This is a genomic window from Ruegeria sp. AF3, from assembly GCF_056536285.1.
The window spans coordinates 281,854-302,912 of the sequence record NZ_JBQFJM010000002.1 but is presented as its reverse complement, the minus strand read 5'-3'; the positions used below and the strand labels follow the sequence as shown (position 1 = coordinate 302,912).

Genomic DNA, 21,059 nt, shown 5'->3' with positions numbered 1-21,059 from the left:
TCGCCCGCACCAAACCTGACTTGCGTGGGCGCACTGTCCACGCATATTCTCCAGCGCTTTGACGGGCGGACTACGGCGCTAACGTAAATCAGCTGTCCGCGTTTCGCGAAAATTGCCTCCCTAAAACGCTTGTCACATTTTGACCAGCAAACGGATGCTGCCTTAAATCGCTACGACAAAAGCAAGGGATGTTTCCGAGTTCGACACCTGAAACCGGCACCCCGCCAATCCCGGTTCACGGCCTCGACAGGTTTCCGTTCCGAAATGCGGTCGGCGTCTGACCGAACTCGGCCTTGAACGCACGGGTCATGGCACTGGCGTTTTCGTATCCACAGCGCCCCGCGATCTCGGCGATGGATTGTTCCGTATCCTCGGCCAGATTGCGTGCGCGGTTCAGGCGCAGACGCCGATACAGCGCTTGCGGAGTTGTTTTCAGTTCCGCCTGAACACGCGTTTCAAGCCGTTTTTGCGAACATCCGATTTTCCGGGCCACACTCCGGACAGACAGCGGTGCTTCAAGATGCGCCTGCATGACAGTCAGCGCCCGATTGACCAGCGTGTCCTCGGATTTCAGAGGCAGGTCATAATGGCCACGCCCGTTCCGGCTCATGAACAGGTGCTCGACCTCCATCGCCAGCAGCGGGCCGTGATCCCGGCGGATCAGGGTCAAGGCCAGATCAAAGGCGGCCATGGCCCCGGAACAGGTCAGACGGTTGCCATCAATGACAAACCTTTCCCGCACGGCCTCCACCGCCGGAAACCTTTCCTCGAACCGCGAAAACTCGTCCCAATGAATGGTCGCCCTGTGGTCATCCAGCAATCCGGCACTGGCAAGCAGCCAGCTTCCCGTATCCAGCCCGGCCAGATGCTTGTGTTTCTTGGCCGCTGCCAGCACGGCACGCATGGTCGACCGCGTATCCAGCTTCAGGTATCCATATGACGGCATGACAACAAGAAAATCCCCCTGTTGATCGCCGATGGCCCCGTTCGGGGTGACGACAAGGCCGCTTGAGCTTTGAACAGGGTTGCCGTCAAGCGAACAGAAGCGCCACGCATATAACGCCTGCCGCGACAGGGTGTTCGCCGCCCGCAACGGTTCGACCATGTTCGCAAGGCAATGGTTCGAGAACCCGTTGAACAGCAGGACATTGTACTGCTGCGATAATATTTTCGAATTTGGCATGAAACTGATCTATCTCTGCATGCCGCGACCATGAGCTATGGCGTTTGGTTGGTCAACCACCGATCCAGGGAATCCGCGCCATGCAGTTTGGTCTGACAGAAGAACAGGACATGATCGTCTCGACGGTCCGCAGCTTTGTAGAAAAAGAAATCTACCCGTATGAAGACGCGGTAGAACGCAGCGGAACGGTCCCGCTGGAGCTTGGCAATGAGATCAAGCAGAAATGTATCGATCTGGGGTTCTATGCTTGCAACTTCCCCGAAGAAGTGGGCGGCGCGGGCCTGTCGCATCTGGATTTTACACTGGTCGAGCGTGAACTGGGCCGTGGGTCGATGGCGCTGACGCATTTCTTTGGCCGCCCGCAGAACATCCTCATGGCCTGCAACGACGAACAGCGCGAACGCTATCTGCTGCCCGCAGTGCGCGGGGAAAAGATGGACGCGCTGGCGATGACTGAACCGGATGCCGGATCGGACGTGCGCGGCATGAAATGTCAGGCAGTGCGCGACGGTGGCGACTGGGTCGTCAACGGTTCGAAACATTTCATCTCGGGCGCGGAACACGCGGATTTCTTCATTGTATTCGTTGCCACCGGCGTGGATGAGACCCCGAAAGGCCCCAAAAAACGCATCACCACCTTCCTAGTGGATCGCGGCACACCGGGCTTTGAAGTGCGCGACGGCTACAGGTCCGTCAGCCACAGGGGCTATAAAAACTGTATCCTGTATTTCGATAATTGCCGACTGTCCGATGCGCAGGTTCTGGGCGAGGTCGATGGCGGCTTTGCCGTGATGAACGAATGGCTCTACGCGACCCGGCTGACGGTTGCGGCCTTCTCGGTCGGGCGCGCTCGGCGCTGCTTTGATTATGCGCTGAACTACGCCGCCGAGCGCAAGCAATTCGGCCAGCCCATCGGCAAGTTTCAGGGTGTGGGCTTTCAGATTGCCGACATGATCACCGAGATTGACGCCGCCGACTGGCTGACCCTTGCCGCCGCTTGGCGTCTGGATCAGAACCTGCCCGCAAACCGCGAGATCGCCTCGGCCAAGCTCTATGCCTCCGAGGCATTGGCGCGGGTCACCGACACGACGCTGCAAATCTTCGGCGGCATGGGCCTGATGGATGATTTCCCGATCGAACGGTTTTGGCGCGACGCCCGGGTCGAACGGATCTGGGACGGCACGAGCGAGATTCAGCGCCACATCATCAGCCGCGATCTTCTGCGTCCGCTGGGCGCCTGACCATGACCAAAGACCTGACCCGGCTGTTGCGCCCGAAATCCATCGCTGTCATTGGCGGCGGTGCATGGTGCCAACAGGTTATTCTGCAATCCGAACGCATGGGATATGCTGGTCAGATCTGGCCGGTCCATCCCAAGGCTTCTGACATTTCGGGCCACAAGGTTTATGGCCATATCGAAGACCTGCCCGACGCACCTGACGCGGTTTTCATCGGCATCAACCGCCACGCCACGGTTGAAGCGGTTCAAGTCCTGTCCAGCATGGGTGCGGGTGGCGCTGTCTGCTTCGCCTCGGGCTTTTCCGAAGCCGTGGCCGAGGACGACACCGGCGGGGATTTGCAGGATCAACTGATCAACGCGGCCGGTGACATGCCCATTCTGGGCCCGAACTGCTATGGCTTCATCAACGCGCTGGACGGGGCATTGCTGTGGCCGGATCAGCACGGGGTTGTGCCCGTCGACAAGGGCGTGGCGATCCTGACGCAAAGCTCGAACATCTCGATCAACCTGACCATGCAGAAACGCGGGCTGCCGATTGCCTATATGGTGACCTGCGGAAATATGGCTCAGACCAGTCAGGCGCAGATCGCCTCGGCCCTGATCGATGACCCGCGCGTGACCGCAGTGGGCCTGCATATCGAAGGCTTCAAGAACATCCGCGAATGGGAAGCACTGGCCGCCAAAGCCCATGCAAAAGGCGTCCCGCTGGTTGCCCTCAAGGTCGGCGCATCGGAACAGGCGCAGGCGGCAACCGTTTCCCATACCGCGTCACTGGCGGGCAGCGATGCCGGGGCGCAGGCGCTGCTTGACCGGCTTGGCATTCCACGCCTTTCGGCGCTGCCTGACTTCCTTGAAACACTCAAACTGTTGCACTGCTACGGGCCGCTGCCGGGGGGCAACATCGCCTCGATCAGCTGTTCGGGGGGCGAGGCGAGCCTGATTGCCGATATGGCCGTTGGCACTGGGCTGCAATTTCCACGGCTGAGCGGTGAAAAGCTGACCCGCCTGCGCAGCGCGCTCGGGCCCATGGTCGCGCTGAACAACCCGCTGGATTATCACACCTATATCTGGCGTGACGAACTGGCGATGACGCGGGCTTGGTCGGGCATGACGGGCGACGATATCGACATGACATTCTCGATCGTCGACTACCCGACCACCGACTCCACCGATTGGGCCTGCGCAACGCAGGCAGCGTTGAACGTACGGGCAGAAACCGGCGCCCGGTTCGCGATTGTCGCCACCTTGCCGGAGCTTTTACCGGAAGACATCGCACAACAGCTGATGGCCGGGGGTGTTGTACCCTTGATGGGCCTGCGCGAGGCGCTGTCTGCGACCCGCGCCGCAGGGCAGGTCAAGGCCCCATCCGCAACGCCCGTTTTGCAGCCGGGTATGATGGAACCAACCCAAATCCTGACCGAAGGCGCCTCGAAGGCGGCGCTGGCGGAATGCGGCCTACGCATCCCGCAAAACCGGACGGTGCGGGGCGCGGAAGCTGCCCGTGCCGCAGCGGACCAGATGGAAGGCCCTTTTGCCGTCAAGGGTGTCGGGCTTGCACATAAATCCGAACACAGCGCCGTTCGGCTGGGCATCCGGGCCGGCGACGTCGCGGCTGTCGCGGCTGATATCGGCACCGAAGACATCCTGATCGAAGAGATGGTCACCGGAACCGTTGCCGAACTTCTGATTGGCGTGGTGCGTGACCCTGCGCATGGGTTTGTTCTGACCCTTGGGGCAGGGGGCGTGCTGACCGAACTGCTGCGCGACACGGTATCCTTGCTGGTACCCAGCCCGCCCGGAGACATCCGCTCCGCCCTCGGTCAATTGAAGATCGCCCCGCTGCTGGCGGGCTATCGCGGTCAACCGGCGGCTGATATGGATGCGATTGTTGCCGCGGTCGAGGCCGTTCAGACCTATGTCATGCAAAATGCCGACACGCTTGGCGAGGTCGAGATTAACCCGCTCCTGTGCACGCCGGATAAGGCTGTTGCCGTGGACGCCCTGATAAGAAAGGCCTGAGATATGGACCCGATCAAAACCCGCCGCGATGGTTCAATCCTCGAGGTCACGCTGGACCGCCCCAAGGCAAACGCGATTGATCTGATCACCAGCCGCAGAATGGGCGAGGTCTTTGCTGAATTCCGCGACGACCCGGACCTGCGCGTGGCCATCCTGACCGGTGCGGGCGAAAAATTCTTTTGCCCCGGCTGGGATCTGAAAGCTGCCGCCGACGGCGACGCGGTGGACGGAGATTACGGCGTCGGTGGGTTCGGAGGCCTGCAAGAGCTGCGCGACCTGAACAAGCCCGTGATTGCCGCCGTCAACGGTATCGCCTGCGGTGGCGGGCTGGAGCTGGCCTTGTCCGCGGACATGATTCTTGCCGCTGATCACGCCACTTTTGCCTTGCCGGAAATCCGCTCGGGCACTGTTGCGGATGCCGCCAGCGTCAGGTTGCCCAAGCGCATCCCCTATCACATCGCGATGGAGCTGCTGCTGACAGGCCGCTGGTTTGATGCCGAAGAAGCCAACCGCTGGGGTCTGGTGAATGAGATTATTGCCGCTGATCAGCTGATGGACCGCACGTGGGAACTCGCCCGCCTGCTGGCGTCAGGGCCGCCGCTGGTCTATGCGGCCATCAAGGAAATCGTGCGCGATGCTGAAGACGCCAAGTTTCAGGACGCCATGAACCGCATCACCAAACGGCAATTGCGCAGCGTGGATGTCCTCTATTCCAGTGAGGACCAGCTTGAAGGCGCGCGTGCATTTGCTGAAAAACGTGACCCGGTCTGGAAAGGTAAATAGAAACACGGTGTGTTTGTCGCGCGGATCCGGTAAATTTCCCATTTACTGATCCGCGCCACAGGTGCACAGTTGGGTATGCCTTATTTCGAACGAAAACCATACGTTAGCACGCCGCTTCCGGTCAGCCCGATCGCTCCGCAGCCGGACGCGCAACCGATCTCGGATATCGCACGCCGCGTGCTTGGGGCTGAACGGGGCACGAAACAGCCGCTTGAGGGGCCATTTGCGTGCCGCAAAACTTGCCACCCCGGCGGCACCGCGACCATATTGCTGTCCTTTGACGCACCAAACGGTGGCGGGCCTGTCGCATTACAGTTCGAACCGGGTGACCTGATCAACCGGAACGGCGACACTCTTCCGGCAAACCGGGTTAATGTTGTCCCCCCGCAAATCCAGCTAAACCCCGGCGAGTCAACGGATGTTGCCGTCATTGTAACCGTGCCGGACCTTGCCGATCCCGGCGAATATCACGGCCGGATTGCCTGCACGGGTACAGTGCAAACTTCGATCCTCGTGATGTATGAGGTCGCGAACGCTCAAACCTGACGGGTTACGAGGTAGTCCATGAAATGGCCCAGAAACGCGCGGGGTACTTCTTCGGTGGCCGCAAAAACCTGCGCAAACTCCTGACGGGCCGAGGCCAGCAAGTCATTGGCCGCGTCCTGCGCATATCTGATGCAGCCATAGTGATCCATGCGATCCAGAACCCAGCCCACATCCTGCGTCGAGCGGCTGTCGCGCGGGTTTGACAGCATATCCGACAGGCGTGCTTTTTCGGGCTCGTCCGCCTGCAAGCTAAGCCGACCCAGCATCAGCGTGCGTTTGCCTTCGTAAATGTCCCCGCCGATCTCTTTGCCATATTTGTCCTGCGAGCCCACGAGGTTCAGAACGTCATCCTGTATCTGAAACGCGGCGCCCAGAAAAAACCCAAACGCGTTGAAATCGTCCAGGTTCAACACCCCGGACGCGACATCATGCGGTCGGGCAATCAGCGCCCCGATGCGCATGGGGTGAATGAAGCTGTACCAACAGGTCTTTTTCAGACACATCATCAGATAATCCGATGCATCCACGTTCAGCCGGTTGTCCCGTATCCAGCCAAGCTCCAGTGCCTGACCTTCAATGGACTGCTGCAACAGATGATCAAACTCGTCCACCACGCGCATGCCGGTTTCAGGGCCAAGTGGCCCAAGGTTCTGGCGCAACAGGCGCAGGGCCAGCGATTGCATCCCGTCACCGGTATTGATGGCCAAAGGGACCCCAAGACGCTTGTGCATACACGCGCGCCCGCGCCTGAAATCGCTTTGATCCTCGATATCGTCATGGATCAGAAACGCGTTGTGCAGCAGTTCAAGAACGGCGGCAGACACCCGTGCGTTTTCGCTGTCACCGCCGAAAGCCTCGCAGGTGGCCAGCAACAGCGCGGGCCGCAACCCCTTGCCCGAGGTTTCGATGTAATCCCGCATCGGCCCGTACAGATAAGCCTGCGGCTCGCCCGTCGGCAACAGCTGCAAAAGCGTCTCTCGGGCGCGATCCCCGTATGAGGTCAGCGTTTTCAGAAAATCCTGCTGTGCCGCAGGATCCAGATGTGCTGTGCCAGTGGCCACAGGGTCATCCCTTCTGGGTGATGATCACACGGGTTTTGGTCTCGTTCCTGCCCGTTTCGGCAAGGTTGGTTCCGGTTGCGGACAAAGGAGAATCCGTCAGCGGCAAGGCTTTGGACAACACCCCCGACTGGCCGCTGTCCCGGCCCAGATCAAAGGCAACATCCTCTGCAATCTCCTCTCCCGGGATCGGAAGATCAGCGGTCGGCTCGTAGGCCACCATAAGGTCAAACAGCTCTTTCGGAGGGCAAATCATGCGCAACGCGTCCGCAATCGCAGGGTCTTCGGTAATCCCGCCGGGTTTTGAATATTCCGTAACCGGTTTCGCAATGACGGCAAGCGGCCCTTCGCCGCCACGCTCAACACCCACTGCATCCTGTCCCATCCTCAGCGCGGCTTCGACCGCAACCGCAAACCGGTTGTCCCAGGGCAGGCCGGCCTGATAACGGGCAAAATCATAGGCGCGCAGCGGTTTCAGGATATCCGGCTCGTGCAGGTCCCAGATCTGGCAGGGCTCAGCTTTTGATCCGCCGCGTTGCAGGATGGCGTTGACCGCCCGGCGTGCCGCTTCGTTTGCCCCTTCCATGGTGGCAAGGTCGGTGTAGGTGCGCACATAATCCGATGCCAGCATGAAATTCGGGATCAACGTGGCCGCCTCAGGGCGCAACCGCCAGCTGTTGATGCGGTTGACCAACAGCGGCTCCACATTGGTTTGGCGCTTGGGGTCGTTGGGATCCTGCACAATATCCGGATCAAGGAACCAGTAATGCATGTCCTCGTCGCGCAGGACGGTCTGGCCATCCACGTTGACGCTGCGCTTGAGCTGTTCCCAAACCTCGTGCGCAATCTCCTCGCGGCTACAATCACGCGCGGTTTTTCCGTTCAGCCCCGGCTTGTCCCATTCCGAGATATCTATTGAAAGCAGGCCCTTGGTCTTGCCTTCTGCCCAGTTTTCAAAGTTGATGGCCGACCAGAACTGCTTTTGTGAAACCGCGGTCAGGGCCCAGGGGCTGTCAATGAAAATGACATGGCCATGGGTCAGTTCAACATCCTTGGTCAGGTAGAACTGAATTCCGTTCATCCATTGCACGTCTTCGGCCAGCAGGGGCAGCTTGGCCAGAGACGGGTCGATTGCCGTCATCGCAGGGGTGATCAGCGGCGCGATCCGTTCGATCGGCATCGCACTGATGAACCAATCCCCGATGACCTGCTTTTCTTCGCCATCCTGTTCAACCGTCGCGCTGACGATGCGGCCATCCTGGCAGTCGATGCCCGTGACCTTTGAGTTGAACTTGTACACGACCCCCTTGCTTTTGAGGTAATCCAGCCACGGCTGTATCCAGACAAGGTTGGTGGGGCCGTTCAACAACCGGTTGCCATGTGGCTCGGGCGTCGCGATACCCAGCTGAAGTTGAACCGCAATGTCGCCCACGGTCTTTGTACTGGCAGTTGTCGCCTTCGCGGCCACCAGCGAACGGGTCAGGCCAATGGCCAGAAACTTCTGATACGCTTCCGAGCGCTGCTCGGCACCGATGAAATCCCACCACCCGATGCGTTCATATTCATCGAACCGGCGCTCCTTGCAGGATGTCGCGATGCGCCACATGCAGGCGATGAAATGTTCGACATCCTCATAGGCAATCTGGTCCCGTGGCGAGAGCGTGAATGCAACCGTCTTGAGCACGTCGGCCACGTCTTTCAGCGTGCGGGGAAACCGTTCGGGAACGATGATGCCTGGGTCATCGAACTGGCTGACCAGAACCTGAGTGGTGGATACCAGATTATCGTAACAGGTGCCTTTGCCATAATAGGGCGTGCGTGCCATCGTATCGGTGATATGGCGGTAGAAATTCGGAAAGAACCGGAACCCGTGCTCGCCGGGCAGCCAGGGGCGTTTCACACCGGGGGGATAACTGGCACCGTCCATCTCGGCCCATTTTTCAAGCGCCTTGATGTGTTTCGCCTTGGACCCGTGATCGCCTTCGCCCTTCATCACGGGGATGCTGCGTGCCTTGCCGCCGGGGATCAGCTGGCGCTCGTGAATCTCGACCTCGTACCCGCGCTCGATCAGCTCATGCGCGGCGCTCATTCCGGCCACGCCACCGCCCAGTATGACAACCTTTTCAGCCATCGGATGTTCCTTTCGCGGAATAGACGTCAAAGCGCAGGGTGATATCGGACAGGCTTGCTTCCCCGACGCCGAAACCCTGCAACCTGTTCATCCAGGCATAATTCGGGTTTGATGTCAGGTATCGCGGTGCCAGCCGGACCGGGGCCGAGGCGGGCAGATTGCCCTTCGCCAGCCCCGCATACCCATCCGGCCCAAAGTCACACACGCCGGTATCTTCAAACAGGATCGGCGCGCCTCCTTCAACCGGTTGAATAAGCGCTCGGGCGTGCAAAAGCCCCACACCGTCGGACCGCACGCGCATCCAGTCGCCCCCCAGCGGATCGATCGTCCCCTTCAGATGAGGCCCGTCAACCGTTCCGCCGTTTTTGATCCCGAAATGCAGCCAGATACCGTCGGGCGTTTCACCCGAAGGATAGAACTCGTCGTTGAACGGCACCACAAACCTGCCCACATGTTCCAGCGCGGGCACTTGCGTGATTGCCTTTGCCGGGCGTGGCGGCGCAGGTTCGGGGGCCTTTCCGCGGCCGGGATCATATTCGCGACCACCGGTCGTCAGCACCGGTCGCCAGGTCAATGTCTTTTCCTGGGTCACAGATGGCAGCATGGCTGCAAACCGCTGAAACCCGGTCTTGGGGTCGCATTGCAAGGGCCAGCCGCGAATGGCGCGCTCGGGGCCGCCATCTTCGGAACAGATCACGCGCACCACGTCATGCGAAGACACGGCGGGTCCGGCTTCGATCAGCACCCGATTAAGCCCATTTTCGTTGATCAGCTCGGACCAACGCAATGTCACGCCCCGGTCTGTAAACTCCCCCATGACCAGATCTCCGGTCAGCACGTGATGGTGCAGATCGCCTGTGCTTCCTTGATCCTCAGATGGAATTTCTGCTGAACGCGGAAGATATGTTCGCCGTCAGACGAGGTTTGCAGATATTTCACCGCGATATCCGAAGGCACGACAATCTCGACCGGCGCACCTTGCAGCGATACAAGTGCAGCCTTGTTTGCGGGCAGGGTGCCCGATCGCAGCAGCGGGCCGTCAAGGAACGGAAGAATACTGTCACGCGGCAGCACCATCGAGTTCTCAATCGGCGTGGTCACGGCCTGAAACAGCCCATTGCCCATCACGCAGGCAAAAGGCCCAAGGTATCCGTGCGCTTCCAGTTTATTGATGCCCGCGACCACGGCCTCGAAAACCTCGGGGCCGGAACAGGGCTTTTTCTTCCCGTTGATCGATATGGACTGACCTTCGCCAGCCTCCAACAGCCCCGGATATTTACCGCCCCCGCTGACGGTGTAGATCGGCGGCAGATCGGCAGGTGCGCCACCGGCATGTCTGGGCGCTTCGCCGGTGCCCGGCTGGCCGTTGAAAATGATGTCATCCTCAACCTTGGCCACGACGGCGGCGGCCCGGCGGAACATGATCATGGCCGCGGCCAGTTCCGGATCAGCCACCTGCGCGCCTTTCAGGTAGACGTTGACGGAAACCGTCGTCAGCCGCAGGGTGTCATAATCATTTACTTCCAGACGTTTGGCCGCGCCTGACGCGTTGTCAATCAGACCCAGCTTGTTCAGGGGAACAGATTGCGTGTCCGCTGGCAGCGGCCCATAAAGCGGCAGAAAACTCGCAGCCACCCGCGCGCGCAGCGCCTCATCATGGACGGCCTTGTTAACGGCATTCCACTGTTCGGTGTTCCAATCCAATGCATCGGTCATTGTAAATCCCTCTTGGTGATGCTGCCCTGTTTGGCCGGGCAGTCCGTCTCGTTCATTCGGCTTTCGTCAAACTGTCCAGTAGTGCCCCGGCGCGTTGTTCCTGAACAACGGCACCACATTCGCGGGCAAGCGCCAATGCCAGTTCAACCTCGGCAATCGCGCTGTCCCGATCACCCTTGGCAGCAAAGGCCTTGGCCCGCACGCGGTGATATTCCGGTTTGTTCAGCGTTTCTCCTCGTTCCCAACCGGGGGTACACACGGTTTCCAGCCGGTCCAGGGCCTGATCAATATCCCCCTGATCGATCATCAACTCAGACAGAACAATCTGATTCTGCGGAAAAGTAAAGTTTCCACCAGACTTTGAGATCAGGTTCATGCACGCTTCGATATGGGCCGGAACGCCCTCGATGTCGCCTTTTCCCGCCTGCGCAAGACCCATGTAGATATCCTGCATGGCGTGAAGATACAGGAACCCTTCCTCGTCGGCGATCTTGCGGGCTTCCTTCATGGTCACGTCCAGCCGGTCCCATTCGCCTGCGTAGGGCAGGAACATGCTGCACGCGCCCATGATGTAGACAAGGTTGGGTGCGTGGTTCAATGCCCGGCTGACGTCGATGGCTTTCAGACGTGCGGCCTCCGCCTCATCGAACTTGCCCTGCTGCCACAGCAGGCACCCCTGAATGGCCAGCAATGACGCCGTGGTCGAGGACTGGGTCATTGGCATCATGGCCATGTCCAGCTCGGGCGTGATCAGGGCAAAGGCACGGTCAAGCTGCTGCTCGCAATCCGCAAATTCCCCACGGAAGTAATGCGTAAAGCTCAGCGCGCGGGCTGCCAGCACGTTGGGAACAGTGTCGCCGCTCATACCGGCCATCGCGTCCAGGGCTTGTCCCATCTCCATTGCGCGGTTCATCTGGCCCGCGACAAAGAAATTGGTCCAGCGGCAGAAGGTGGCCGCAAAAAGGGTTTCGCCATCGCCCAAGGCATGGGCAAGCTCCATCGCGCGGGCGGCTGTCTCTCCGACCTGATCGGAGGACCATCCATAAATCGCCATGTAAGCCGGCAGGATATTCATCTGCACCCGAAGCTCGAACCCGTCACGCTCGGCATTGGCGGGCATCGTTCCGATATTGCGCAGGGCCGCGCGAAAGGCCGAGATCGCAGGCAGGTTCGCCAACCGCGACAGGGCTTGTTCGCCTGCCGTAAACCAGTTGGACACCGCCTCATCCTTCAACCCGCCATGGTCACAGTGATGCGCCACGGTATCGGGGGCGGGGCTTCCGAATGCGTTATGTCCGGCCAGCAAGGCCCGTGCGATTTTCAGGTGAACCTTCTGCCGGTCTTCGCGCAGCAGCGAGTTATAGGCCGTATCCTGAACCAGCGCGTGGTTGAACGTATAGGTGGCCGTTCCGGCTTCGCCCGTGATCAGCACAACGCCAGCCGCCATCAGCTGCATCAGCGCGCTTTCCACATCCATGTCTTCCTGCGCCACCGCCTGGATCATCGCCGAGGTGAAACTGCGCCCGATAACAGACCCAAGCTGCGCAATGGGCTTGGCGTTTTCCATCCGGTCAAGACGCGACATCAACGAATCCTGAAGGGTTGCGGGGATACTCAGGGCATCCAGAACCTCGGCGTTGATCGGCGCATCTTGCGGCAGCTGGTCCAGAACCGCCTTGGTCATCTCTTCGATGTAAAGCGGCACGCCATCGGCTTTCTCGACAATCTGCCTGATCAGGATGACCGGCAAACTGTACGGCTCAGCCACGCGCCGGACCAGTTCCGAGGCTTCACTGCTGGCCAGAGGCGTCAGATCGATGCGCGCCGCGCGGCCTTCGTAATGTTCTGGCGGCTCATATTCAGGGCGATGCGACAGGACCACCAGTATCGGGAACCCGTCCAGTCCTGATGCCAGCGCCTCCAGCACGTCCAGCGTGGTTGCGTCAGCCCAGTGCACGTCCTCCACCACCAGCAGCAAGGTGCCGCGCCTGTCGCACAGGCTGCCAATGCTGCGCAACAACACGTCCAGCGACTTGCGGGCCTTCTTCAGGGGGTCCGGATCCGGCGCTGCGCCCGTTTCGACCCCGGCCATATCCAGAAGAACAGGCAAATCCGCGTCGCTCAGACGAGAGGCGGCCTGAACAAAGTCGGAAATCGCGCCTCGGATGCTATCATCGGACTTGTCTCCTGAAACCCGCCTCAACTCTCCCACGATCGGATGAAGCGGAAGGCTGGCCAGATGCGGAATACACTGCAACGTAAAGGGTTTGACGCCAATTGTTTCAGACAGGGACTTGATCAGCCGCGACTTGCCAATGCCTGCAGCGCCGCCGACAAACGCAAACCTGCCGGACCCCGCCTGTGCATCTTTCCAAAGCTGCGTCAGGACTGAAAGATCGTCGCCCCGGGCGACAAGATCAACAGCTGACTGTCCGACACGCGCATCGAACCGGCTGGCCGCGACGCTTTCGGAAATGGCGCGATAGACCGTGCGCTGATTGTCAAATCCTTTCAGGTTGTGGCTGCCACGGGGCTCGAATTCGAAGGCGCCCTGTGTCAACCGCCACGTCTCTGCGGAGACGACCACCTCGCCCGGCTCGGCCAGACCTTGCAGGCGGGATGCGAGGTTCGCGGTTTCACCGACCAGAAAGTCCTGCGACCCAAGACTTGTTGACGAGACCACCCCCACAACGACCATACCGGTGGCAATTCCCGCCCGCAGATCCAGCTTTTCGCCAAACCTGTTTTCAAGGTTTTGTACGGCTTCAATGGTCTCCAGCACGGCGCGAACGGCGCGTTCGGCATCGTCCTCCATGGCTTTTGGATATCCGAAATAGACCATGATCCCGTCACCCTGCCTGTAGGCCAGGTGACAGCCATGCTGTTTCAGGGTGCCGATCGCCGTATCCAGATACAGGTTCATGATCTGCATCAGGTCTTCCGGGTCATACCGCTGGGCCAGCTGCGTGGACCCCACGAGATCGCAGAAAACCAGCGTAAGCTGTCGCCGCTCGGCTTCGGACCTAAGCTCCTGCCGGGTCGATGCCTCCTCAGATTTCAGACGGGCCTGCGCCTTGCGAAACCGCTTTCTTTCGCCAACCGTTAGCCCCAGATCGCGCAGTTCGGGATCTGTCAACTCGTCCAGAATATCATCATCCACGCCTTCCTGCCGAAACAGGGTGGCATGGTTTTCCAGATCAGCCAGTCGAAGAACTTTTGAGATACGCGGCGATGCCTCAAGGACCCCCGTCATCGTTCTGCGCCCCCGCCCATTTTCCTTCTCCCCTTACTCCCCTCAAAACATATTGTATTTGTATAAGCAAAAATAGAGAGGAATTTACGTTCAATCCACATGACGCAGGGACACCATTGTTAACTTGTTATCTGCTGTGACAGATGTAGGGTTGAAATTCCACTCCACTTTGAGTTTTTCGTGTCAAATCATTGGCTTTCAGTTTCATATTGATTTTTCACGCGCAAAACTGGGCCCGGCATGCTGCCTTGCCGCGCGTAATGGGGAAGGGTGTTTTCCCATAGGCGCTAGGGCCTCGTGCGCTTTTATCGAAGTTGTGGAAATGCGAAAATCAGATCCTGCCGATTTTCGACACTGCCGCGCGCCTTAACCGCTTCCCCTACGTCAATAGTCGCGTCGCGTGCGACACAAGCACCCGCTTTGGCGCTGGAAACGTGACCCGGCAGGATACCGGTTCCACCAAATGGGCAGAACCGGTGTCTTCTTCAGACGGTTGCGCCTTTCAGGCGGATGGCAGTGCCAAGGCTGCCCGCGCAAAGCCCGACCAGAATCGAGATGCCCAGTTCCACCGCTTCCACATGAGCAAACTGAAAGCCCGCAAAAACCAGCGTTTCCAGCATGCCGACAACGGCCCCCAGTGCCGCGCCCAACCACAGCTTGCGGGTCATCATTCCAAGCGCCAGCCCTAGTATGCCGGGCAGGCCCAGGACATTGGCGCCGATTGTTCCAAGTAAGTCTAGCATGTCCGTCCCCACATCAATTCGAGCTGTTGTTCAGAAACGCGCGAATGTCGTCGCCAGAGGCGGATGCATGTTCCTGCAGAACCTCGCCCTCCACGGCCTCGCTTATTTTCTGGTACTGTTCCAGATAGTTTGCGGGCAGATTATGCGCGATGCCCTGATGGCAGTCGATACATGTCATGCCGGTGTCAATGGCGCGCTGGTGTTCCGACGCGGCCCGTGTTTCCTGAATGGTAAAGTCCATGTAGTCGAAGTTATGACAGTTGCGGCATTCACGGCTGTCCGATTCCTTCATCTTCTTCCACACGGCCGAAGCCATGCTCAGGCGATGCGCCTCGTATTGCTCGGGTGTGCTGATGGTTCCGGCCAGCTCATGATAGACGTCTTTGACGGCCATGATCTTGGCTTTGATCTTGTGGCTCCATTCATCCGGCACGTGGCAGTCGGAACAGATCGCACGAACGCCGGAATGGTTGTTGTAATGGACCGTTTCGCGATATTCGCCCAGGTTCGTTTCCATCGTGTGGCACGAAGTACAGAATTCTTCGGTATTCGTCAGCTCAAGGGTCCAGTGAAATCCACCCCAGAACAGGATACCGGCCAGAAATCCGGCCAGGACAAGAAAGCCTGAACTGAACAGCACCGTCGGCGTCCAGATCGCGTTCCAGAGGCGACCAAGCAAGCCGCGGTTTTCAGGGGAGTCGGCCATGTCGGTGCTCCTTTCAGTCTTGCGTTGGATCAATTGCCGGCGGAGGGCTGGAACACGTTGTCGACCAGCGGCGGGGCGTCGGCCTGCGGTACGTGGCACTGGTTGCAGAAATACCGGGTTCCGGCGATCCGATCCAGTTCGCGGCCTTCGCGGTCCAGATAATGGGTCATCGACAGCGTCGGTGCGTTGCGGTCACCGGCTTTGGTCCAGTCATGGCAGGACAGGCACTGGTTGGTACGGATGTCGATCTGGTACTGTTCAACCGAATGCGGGATCAATGGCGGTTGCTGCCGGTAATTGCGCTGCTGCCGCCCTTCGACATTGCGGTGGATCTGGTCCAGCGGCACCGGCTCATCCACGTCCGCACCGCGCAGGGATTCAACCTGAGCAGATTGCGCGACGGCCCAACCGCTCAGCAATAATACGGGTAGAAGGGCAATTCCGCCTGTAACGATCGATTTTTTCATCTTGGCACTCCCCTAGATAGGTCTGGCGGCGCGCGGCTCGGGCGCGGCAACTGGATCGAAAGGTTGGACGACGTGGTCGTCGAACCGGTGAGTAAAGGTAAAGACGTCGACCGCGCAGACATCGATGCAGCGGCCACAATTCGTGCAGTCGGGTGACAGGATCAGCGGGGTACTTCCCGGTTTGCCCTTCAGCGCGGGCGAGATCACCTGATTTTCAGGGCAGATCGCGTAACAATCCATGCAGTCATCGCAGGCGGCGCGGTTTGTGGCGCTGATCCGCAGCAGGCTTTTTGCTCCGATCAGGCCATAGAACGCGCCCACCGGGCACAGGTGCCCGCACCATCCGTGGCGCGAGACGAAGACGTCAAAGACAAAGATGGCGGCGATCAGGGCCCAGACAAAGCCCATTCCAAAGACCAGCCCGCGATGCAGCATGGTGATCGGGTTGATCAGTTCCCACGCGATCATGCCGCTCAGACCCGAAACAAGCAGGACGGTTGCCAGAATCCACAGGCGCGTGCCGCGCTTTGGTTGCCAGCCCTTCGGCAGGTCCAGCTTGCGATGCAGCCAGTTGGCCGCATCCGTCACCGGATTGATCGGGCAGACCCAGGAACAATAGACCCGCCCGCCGATCAGCGCGTAGATCACCAGAACGATCGCCCCGCCGATCAGTGCCGTCACCTCAGGCCAGTGGCCTGCAACCATGCTCTGCAACAGGATGAACGGATCGGTCAAAGGCAGCACGTCCAGCGTCAGCGACCCGGCCAGCGTGCCCTGAACGATCCAGATGCCGAACCATGGGCCCAGCAGAAACAGAACCAGAAAGAACAGCTGGCTTGCACGGCGCAGCAGCAGATAGCGATGCGCGCCGATCCAGCCCTTGCTGGCGATGGCCTCGTGACCTGTGGGCATATCTGTGCGGGCGCTCATTGTCCCACCCCCGGCAGATCATATCCCGGAGCAAAGCCGCCGGGCGTGACCAGATTGTCCGTGCCCGGTCCGGGCAAACGGTCCGGCAGATCGATGATCCCCTCGACCACCGGCGCGCCTTTCGCGGCCTTTTCTTCCCAACCCTTGCGGTAATGCTCTGCCGAACTGCCCCGCGCCAGCCGGGCAGGCAGCACCTTGATGGCGGCATCGGGCAGAACACAGCTTTTCTCGCACATGCCGCAGCCGGTGCAGCGGTCGGCGTGGACGGTCGGGATGAACATCGCGTGATGGCCCGACCGGGTGTTGTGCGTGGTGTCCAGTGTGATCGCCTCGTCGATGACGGGGCAGACGCGGTAACAGACATCGCAGCGCAACCCGAGGAAGTTCAGGCAGTTCTCCTGATCGACCAGAACCGCGACCCCCATCTTCGCATCGTCGATATTGTCCAACGCGGGGTCCAGTGCCCCGGTCGGACATGCGGCGACACAAGGGATGTCGTCGCACATCTCACAGGGAATATCCCGGGCGGTGAAAAAGGGTGTTCCCGTCGCCACCGCGTCCAAGCCCAACTCGGCCAGTTTCAGCGTATCGTATGGGCAATCCCGCACGCATAATCCACAGCGGATGCAGGCCGACAGAAACTCCTTTTCCGGCAGCGCGCCGGGCGGGCGCAAAGCCTCGGCTGGCAGGGCGCGGGCGTCGCGGGCCAGATAGGCCAGCACCGTCCCGGCGACCACGCAGCCGCCCGCCGCCCGCGCCGAATCCTGCAGGAACCGGCGCCGCTGCGGCGAAAGGGGTTTGTCGGCAAAAGACATGAGGATTTACCCGTACGATCCTTGTTGCCTATGCGCGCTCGACCTTGCAGGCGCATTTCTTGAAGTCGGTCTCTTTCGACAGCGGGCAGGTCGCGTCCAGCGTCAGCTTGTTGGTCAGCTGGCCTTCATCAAACCACGGCATGAACACCAGACCGCGCGGCACCTTGTTGCGCCCACGGGTCTCAACCCGGCTGGTGACCTCGCCTCGACGGGTGGACAGAACAATCTCCTGACCCCGGCGCAGATCCCGATCCTTGGCGTCCTGCGGATGCATGTAAACCACAGCCGCCGGGTAGGCGCGGTGCAGCTCTGGCACACGGCGTGTCATCGACCCCGAATGCCAGTGTTCCAGCACACGACCGGTGCACAGCCACAGATCATATTCGGCATCCGGTTCCTCGGCCGCAGGTTCGTAAGGCGCAAAGATGATGCTCGCCTTGCCATCCTTCTTGCCATAGAACTTCACGCCCGCACCTTCGGGCACATAAGGGTCATAGCCTTCGCGGAAACGATACAGCGTTTCCTTGCCATCCACGACCGGCCAGCGCAGGCCACGGGCTTGGTGATAGGTTTCAAACGGAGCCAGATCGTGCGCGTGGCCGCGCCCGAAGTTGGCATATTCCTCGAACAGACCCTTCTGAACGTAGAACCCGAAATGCTCGGATTCGTCGTTGTCAAAGCCCTCGGCCGTTTCCGACAGCGGGAACTTGTCGACGCTGCCATTGGCGAACAGAACCTCGTACATGGTCTTGCCGCGATGCTCTGGCATGGTGGCCAGCAACTCTTCGCCCCAAACCTCTTCGACTGTAAAGCGTTTCGAGAATTCCATCACCTGCCACATGTCCGACTTGGCCTCGCCGGGTGCCTTGACCTGCTGCCGCCAGAACTGGGTACGGCGTTCCGCGTTGCCATAGGCACCTTCCTTCTCGACCCACATGGCGGTAGGCAGGATCAGGTCGGCGGACACGGCCGTGACGGTCGGGTAGGGGTCTGATACGGTGATGAAGTTTTCGGGGTTGCGATACCCGGGATAGCCTTCTTCGTTGATGTTCGGTGCGGCCTGCATGTTGTTGTTGCACTGCACCCAATAGGCGTTCAGGTCGCCATCCTTCAGCTTGCGGTGCTGCAGCACGGCGTGAAAGCCGGGCTTGGCCGGAATGGTACCCGCAGGCACGTTCCAGGCGGTTTCACAAATCTTGCGGTGCTCGTCATTCATGACAACCATGTCGGCGGGCAGACGGTGGGCAAAGGTGCCAACCTCACGCGCGGTTCCGCAGGCCGACGGCTGACCGGTCAGCGAGAAGGGCGAGTTTCCGGGCTCGGAAATCTTGCCCACCAGCAGGTGCACGTTGTACATCAACGAGTTCACCCACGACCCGCGGGTATGCTGGTTGAACCCCATGGTCCACAGGCTCATGACCTTGCGGTTCGGGTCGGCATATTGCTGGGCCAGACGCTCCAGCTTGTCCGCCGGAACACCGGACAGTTCTGAAGTGTATTCCAGCGTGTATTCCGATACCGCCTCGGCATATTCCTCAAAGCTGATCGGTTCCATCTTGCCGACATTGGGGTTCGCGGCCTCTTGTTGCAGCGGATGATTGTCGCGCAGGCCATAACCGATATCGGTGGCTGTTTTGGTGATATTGACGTGGTTCTTGACGAACTCTTCGTTCACCGCGCCATTCTGGATGATGTAATTGGCGATATAGTTCAGGATCGCCAGATCGGTCTGCGGGTTGAACACCATGCCATTGTCGGCCAGCTCGAACGAGCGGTGCTCGAAGGTCGACAGAACATGCACTTCGCATCCCGGCTTGGTCAGGCGCGTATCGGTCAGACGCGACCACAGGATCGGGTGCATCTCGGCCATGTTCGACCCCCACAGAACAAACGTATCCGCGTGCTCAAGGTCGTCATAGCAGCCCATAGGCTCGTCGATGCCGAAGGTGCGGATAAAGCCGACCACGGCCGACGCCATGCAGTGACGCGCGTTGGGGTCGATGTTGTTCGACCGGAACCCGGCCTTCATCATCTTGGCCGCCGCATAACCTTCCCAGACGGTCCACTGACCGGAACCGAACATGCCCACGCTGGTCGGGCCTTTCTTGGCCAGCGCCTCTTTCCACTTGGCAGCCATGACGTCAAAGGCTTCGTCCCAGCTGACCGGTTCAAACTCGCCATTCTTGTCATATTCGCCGTTGGTTTTGCGCAAAAGCGGCGTGGTCAGGCGGTCCTTGCCATACATGATCTTGGACAGGAAATAGCCCTTGATACAGTTCAGACCCCGGTTGACCGGCGCATCCGGGTCGCCCTGCGTTGCGACTACGCGGCCATCCTTGGTGCCCACCAGAACCGAACAGCCCGTACCGCAGAACCGGCAGGCGGCCTTGTCCCAGCGGATATCAGGCGCGGCGGCCTGAGCGCTGGCCGAACCAGCGGCCAGTGGGATGCCGGCAGCCGAGGCCGTGGCAGCCGCTGCGGACGCTTTCAGGAATGTACGACGGGATTCAGAGATGGTCATTGCATGGGCCTCCTGCTGGACGGTTGGCTTGGAGCATCAGGACGCGGAGCAGCCTCCGCGGGATCTTCGAAATGGTGATAGGTCAGCGACAATGAGATCACGCCGGGGATCTGGTGCAGATCCATGATGGTTTCCGAGGCCAGCCGGTCGGCTGTATCCTCGACAACCACGACGAACCGGCCATCCTCGGCCTCCGCATGAAGCTCGACGCCATCGGTGCCGGTTATCGCCGCGCGCGCGGCGTCGGTGTGATCGGGGGCGATGTGGACAAGACAGCCACAGATATTCATTGGGTCACCTCCGGGTGCAAAGGGACGGGGCGGTGCATCGTGATGGCCCCGGCAGGGCACGCGGCAGAACATGTGCCGCATCCGATACAGGTTTCGGTTTCAAGCGCCGGTTCAGCCCGCCCGCCCAGTTGCAGGCGAAAGCGGATGGCTTCCTGTTCGCAAGTGTCCTGGCACAGGCGGCAGCTCACCCCGTTCATCGACAGACAGCTTGCGGCCTCGATCCGTGCGCGCCACGGCCACTCGGCCACACGCTCGGGCAACAGCGCCGGGGTCGGGCAAACCTCGGCACATGCACCGCATAAGGTGCAGCCGCCTGCGGAAAGATCCAGAACCGGAAAGCCGCTGTCGTCGAATGTGATGATGTCTTCCGGGCAGGCCCCGGCGCAGTCTTCACAGCCTGTGCACAGATCGGCAAAGCCTGTCACGCCCGCGCCCGGCGGTCGGATCGCATCAGGATCCTCCCGTAGGATACGTGCGCTCAGAAAAGCGCGTCTGCTGGTCAACTGGCTCATGGCTGGCGACTCGAGTGTGGATAGATTGGTTCGCGTCCTTACTTCCTAACTGCGCGAAGCAGCGCACGAATTGACCTATATCATGTTTTTCGCGAATATCATGTTCTTGGTGAATTTTCCTGACCCACCTGAGATTTGCGACCATG

18 protein-coding genes are annotated in these 21,059 nt (G+C 60.1%); 4 read left to right on the top strand and 14 right to left on the bottom strand.

Annotated features, from left to right (window positions below; translation table 11 throughout):
- Nucleotides 1–235: 235 nt before the first annotated feature.
- On the bottom strand, nucleotides 236–1,183 hold the full coding sequence (locus ACR3FC_RS17995; RefSeq protein WP_480477438.1) for a GlxA family transcriptional regulator: 948 nt from the start codon (nucleotides 1,181–1,183) through the stop codon (nucleotides 236–238).
- 80 nt (nucleotides 1,184–1,263) lie between these two features.
- On the opposite strand from ACR3FC_RS17995, the gene ACR3FC_RS17990 reads away from it, so the two are divergent.
- The 4 genes from ACR3FC_RS17990 (at nucleotide 1,264) to ACR3FC_RS17975 (ending at nucleotide 5,771) form a co-directional block, all read left to right on the top strand.
- Nucleotides 1,264–2,424, top strand: a complete 1,161-nt coding sequence (locus tag ACR3FC_RS17990) for an acyl-CoA dehydrogenase family protein (protein ID WP_480477435.1) — start codon at nucleotides 1,264–1,266, stop codon at nucleotides 2,422–2,424.
- 2 nt (nucleotides 2,425–2,426) lie between these two features.
- The gene (locus tag ACR3FC_RS17985) at nucleotides 2,427–4,442 is read left to right on the top strand and encodes an acetate--CoA ligase family protein (protein WP_480477433.1); all 2,016 of its coding nucleotides are present in this window, start codon (nucleotides 2,427–2,429) and stop codon (nucleotides 4,440–4,442) included.
- Nucleotides 4,443–4,445: 3 nt separating this feature from the next.
- Nucleotides 4,446–5,225 (top strand): carnitinyl-CoA dehydratase, encoded by a 780-nt coding sequence (locus tag ACR3FC_RS17980; protein WP_480477431.1) that lies wholly within the window; start codon nucleotides 4,446–4,448, stop codon nucleotides 5,223–5,225.
- A gap of 75 nt (nucleotides 5,226–5,300) precedes the next feature.
- Nucleotides 5,301–5,771, top strand: coding sequence for a hypothetical protein (locus tag ACR3FC_RS17975; protein WP_480477429.1), 471 nt, complete (start codon nucleotides 5,301–5,303; stop codon nucleotides 5,769–5,771).
- On the opposite strand, the gene ACR3FC_RS17970 is transcribed toward ACR3FC_RS17975, so the two are convergent.
- The 13 genes from ACR3FC_RS17970 to napF form a co-directional block, all read right to left on the bottom strand.
- The gene (locus ACR3FC_RS17970) at nucleotides 5,762–6,832 is read right to left on the bottom strand and encodes a polyprenyl synthetase family protein (RefSeq protein ID WP_480477427.1); all 1,071 of its coding nucleotides are present in this window, start codon (nucleotides 6,830–6,832) and stop codon (nucleotides 5,762–5,764) included. The two genes, ACR3FC_RS17975 and ACR3FC_RS17970, sit on opposite strands and share 10 nt — an antisense overlap.
- A 4-nt stretch (nucleotides 6,833–6,836) precedes the next feature.
- Nucleotides 6,837–8,960 (bottom strand): hydroxysqualene dehydroxylase, encoded by a 2,124-nt coding sequence (locus ACR3FC_RS17965; RefSeq protein ID WP_480477425.1) that lies wholly within the window; start codon nucleotides 8,958–8,960, stop codon nucleotides 6,837–6,839.
- The gene (locus tag ACR3FC_RS17960; protein ID WP_480477423.1) at nucleotides 8,953–9,777 is read right to left on the bottom strand and encodes a DUF3237 domain-containing protein; all 825 of its coding nucleotides are present in this window, start codon (nucleotides 9,775–9,777) and stop codon (nucleotides 8,953–8,955) included. The genes ACR3FC_RS17965 and ACR3FC_RS17960 overlap by 8 nt, the downstream gene beginning before the upstream one ends.
- A 14-nt stretch (nucleotides 9,778–9,791) precedes the next feature.
- Nucleotides 9,792–10,676, bottom strand: coding sequence for an encapsulin (locus tag ACR3FC_RS17955; RefSeq protein WP_480477421.1), 885 nt, complete (start codon nucleotides 10,674–10,676; stop codon nucleotides 9,792–9,794).
- Between the two features lie 52 nt (nucleotides 10,677–10,728).
- Nucleotides 10,729–13,929, bottom strand: a complete 3,201-nt coding sequence (locus tag ACR3FC_RS17950) for an adenylate/guanylate cyclase domain-containing protein (RefSeq protein WP_480477419.1) — start codon at nucleotides 13,927–13,929, stop codon at nucleotides 10,729–10,731.
- Nucleotides 13,930–14,414: 485 nt separating this feature from the next.
- Nucleotides 14,415–14,672: a hypothetical protein gene (locus tag ACR3FC_RS17945; protein WP_480477417.1), complete on the bottom strand. Its 258-nt coding sequence runs from the start codon at nucleotides 14,670–14,672 to the stop codon at nucleotides 14,415–14,417.
- 13 nt (nucleotides 14,673–14,685) lie between these two features.
- The gene (locus ACR3FC_RS17940; protein WP_480477415.1) at nucleotides 14,686–15,378 is read right to left on the bottom strand and encodes a NapC/NirT family cytochrome c; all 693 of its coding nucleotides are present in this window, start codon (nucleotides 15,376–15,378) and stop codon (nucleotides 14,686–14,688) included.
- 29 nt (nucleotides 15,379–15,407) lie between these two features.
- Nucleotides 15,408–15,845, bottom strand: a complete 438-nt coding sequence (locus ACR3FC_RS17935) for a nitrate reductase cytochrome c-type subunit (protein ID WP_480477413.1) — start codon at nucleotides 15,843–15,845, stop codon at nucleotides 15,408–15,410.
- 12 nt (nucleotides 15,846–15,857) lie between these two features.
- On the bottom strand, nucleotides 15,858–16,775 hold the full coding sequence (gene napH / locus ACR3FC_RS17930; protein ID WP_480477411.1) for a quinol dehydrogenase ferredoxin subunit NapH: 918 nt from the start codon (nucleotides 16,773–16,775) through the stop codon (nucleotides 15,858–15,860).
- Nucleotides 16,772–17,590: a ferredoxin-type protein NapG gene (gene napG, locus ACR3FC_RS17925; protein ID WP_480477409.1), complete on the bottom strand. Its 819-nt coding sequence runs from the start codon at nucleotides 17,588–17,590 to the stop codon at nucleotides 16,772–16,774. The genes napH and napG overlap by 4 nt, the downstream gene beginning before the upstream one ends.
- Before the next feature lie 28 nt (nucleotides 17,591–17,618).
- Nucleotides 17,619–20,111: a nitrate reductase catalytic subunit NapA gene (napA, locus tag ACR3FC_RS17920; RefSeq protein ID WP_480477407.1), complete on the bottom strand. Its 2,493-nt coding sequence runs from the start codon at nucleotides 20,109–20,111 to the stop codon at nucleotides 17,619–17,621.
- Entirely contained in the window at nucleotides 20,108–20,401 is a 294-nt protein-coding gene (locus tag ACR3FC_RS17915; RefSeq protein WP_480477405.1) for a chaperone NapD, read from the bottom strand. Before ACR3FC_RS17915 ends, napA begins: the two co-directional genes overlap by 4 nt.
- Complete coding sequence (gene napF, locus ACR3FC_RS17910) at nucleotides 20,398–20,913, bottom strand: ferredoxin-type protein NapF (RefSeq protein ID WP_480477403.1); 516 nt, start codon at nucleotides 20,911–20,913, stop codon at nucleotides 20,398–20,400. The genes ACR3FC_RS17915 and napF overlap by 4 nt, the downstream gene beginning before the upstream one ends.
- Nucleotides 20,914–21,059 lie beyond the last annotated feature (146 nt).

Excerpts from the sequence above, each read along its gene's own strand:
- ACR3FC_RS17995 (WP_480477438.1), bottom strand. The coding sequence starts at position 1,183 with ATGCCAAATTCGAAAATATTATCGCAGCAGTACAATGTCCTGCTGTTC.
- ACR3FC_RS17990 (WP_480477435.1), top strand. The coding sequence starts at position 1,264 with ATGCAGTTTGGTCTGACAGAAGAACAGGACATGATCGTCTCGACGGTC.
- ACR3FC_RS17985 (WP_480477433.1), top strand. The coding sequence starts at position 2,427 with ATGACCAAAGACCTGACCCGGCTGTTGCGCCCGAAATCCATCGCTGTC.
- ACR3FC_RS17980 (WP_480477431.1), top strand. The coding sequence starts at position 4,446 with ATGGACCCGATCAAAACCCGCCGCGATGGTTCAATCCTCGAGGTCACG.
- ACR3FC_RS17975 (WP_480477429.1), top strand. The coding sequence starts at position 5,301 with ATGCCTTATTTCGAACGAAAACCATACGTTAGCACGCCGCTTCCGGTC.
- ACR3FC_RS17965 (WP_480477425.1), bottom strand. The coding sequence starts at position 8,960 with ATGGCTGAAAAGGTTGTCATACTGGGCGGTGGCGTGGCCGGAATGAGC.
- ACR3FC_RS17960 (WP_480477423.1), bottom strand. The coding sequence starts at position 9,777 with ATGGGGGAGTTTACAGACCGGGGCGTGACATTGCGTTGGTCCGAGCTG.
- ACR3FC_RS17955 (WP_480477421.1), bottom strand. The coding sequence starts at position 10,676 with ATGACCGATGCATTGGATTGGAACACCGAACAGTGGAATGCCGTTAAC.
- ACR3FC_RS17950 (WP_480477419.1), bottom strand. The coding sequence starts at position 13,929 with ATGACGGGGGTCCTTGAGGCATCGCCGCGTATCTCAAAAGTTCTTCGA.
- ACR3FC_RS17945 (WP_480477417.1), bottom strand. The coding sequence starts at position 14,672 with ATGCTAGACTTACTTGGAACAATCGGCGCCAATGTCCTGGGCCTGCCC.
- ACR3FC_RS17940 (WP_480477415.1), bottom strand. The coding sequence starts at position 15,378 with ATGGCCGACTCCCCTGAAAACCGCGGCTTGCTTGGTCGCCTCTGGAAC.
- ACR3FC_RS17935 (WP_480477413.1), bottom strand. The coding sequence starts at position 15,845 with ATGAAAAAATCGATCGTTACAGGCGGAATTGCCCTTCTACCCGTATTA.
- napH (WP_480477411.1), bottom strand. The coding sequence starts at position 16,775 with ATGAGCGCCCGCACAGATATGCCCACAGGTCACGAGGCCATCGCCAGC.
- napG (WP_480477409.1), bottom strand. The coding sequence starts at position 17,590 with ATGTCTTTTGCCGACAAACCCCTTTCGCCGCAGCGGCGCCGGTTCCTG.
- napA (WP_480477407.1), bottom strand. The coding sequence starts at position 20,111 with ATGACCATCTCTGAATCCCGTCGTACATTCCTGAAAGCGTCCGCAGCG.
- ACR3FC_RS17915 (WP_480477405.1), bottom strand. The coding sequence starts at position 20,401 with ATGAATATCTGTGGCTGTCTTGTCCACATCGCCCCCGATCACACCGAC.
- napF (WP_480477403.1), bottom strand. The coding sequence starts at position 20,913 with ATGAGCCAGTTGACCAGCAGACGCGCTTTTCTGAGCGCACGTATCCTA.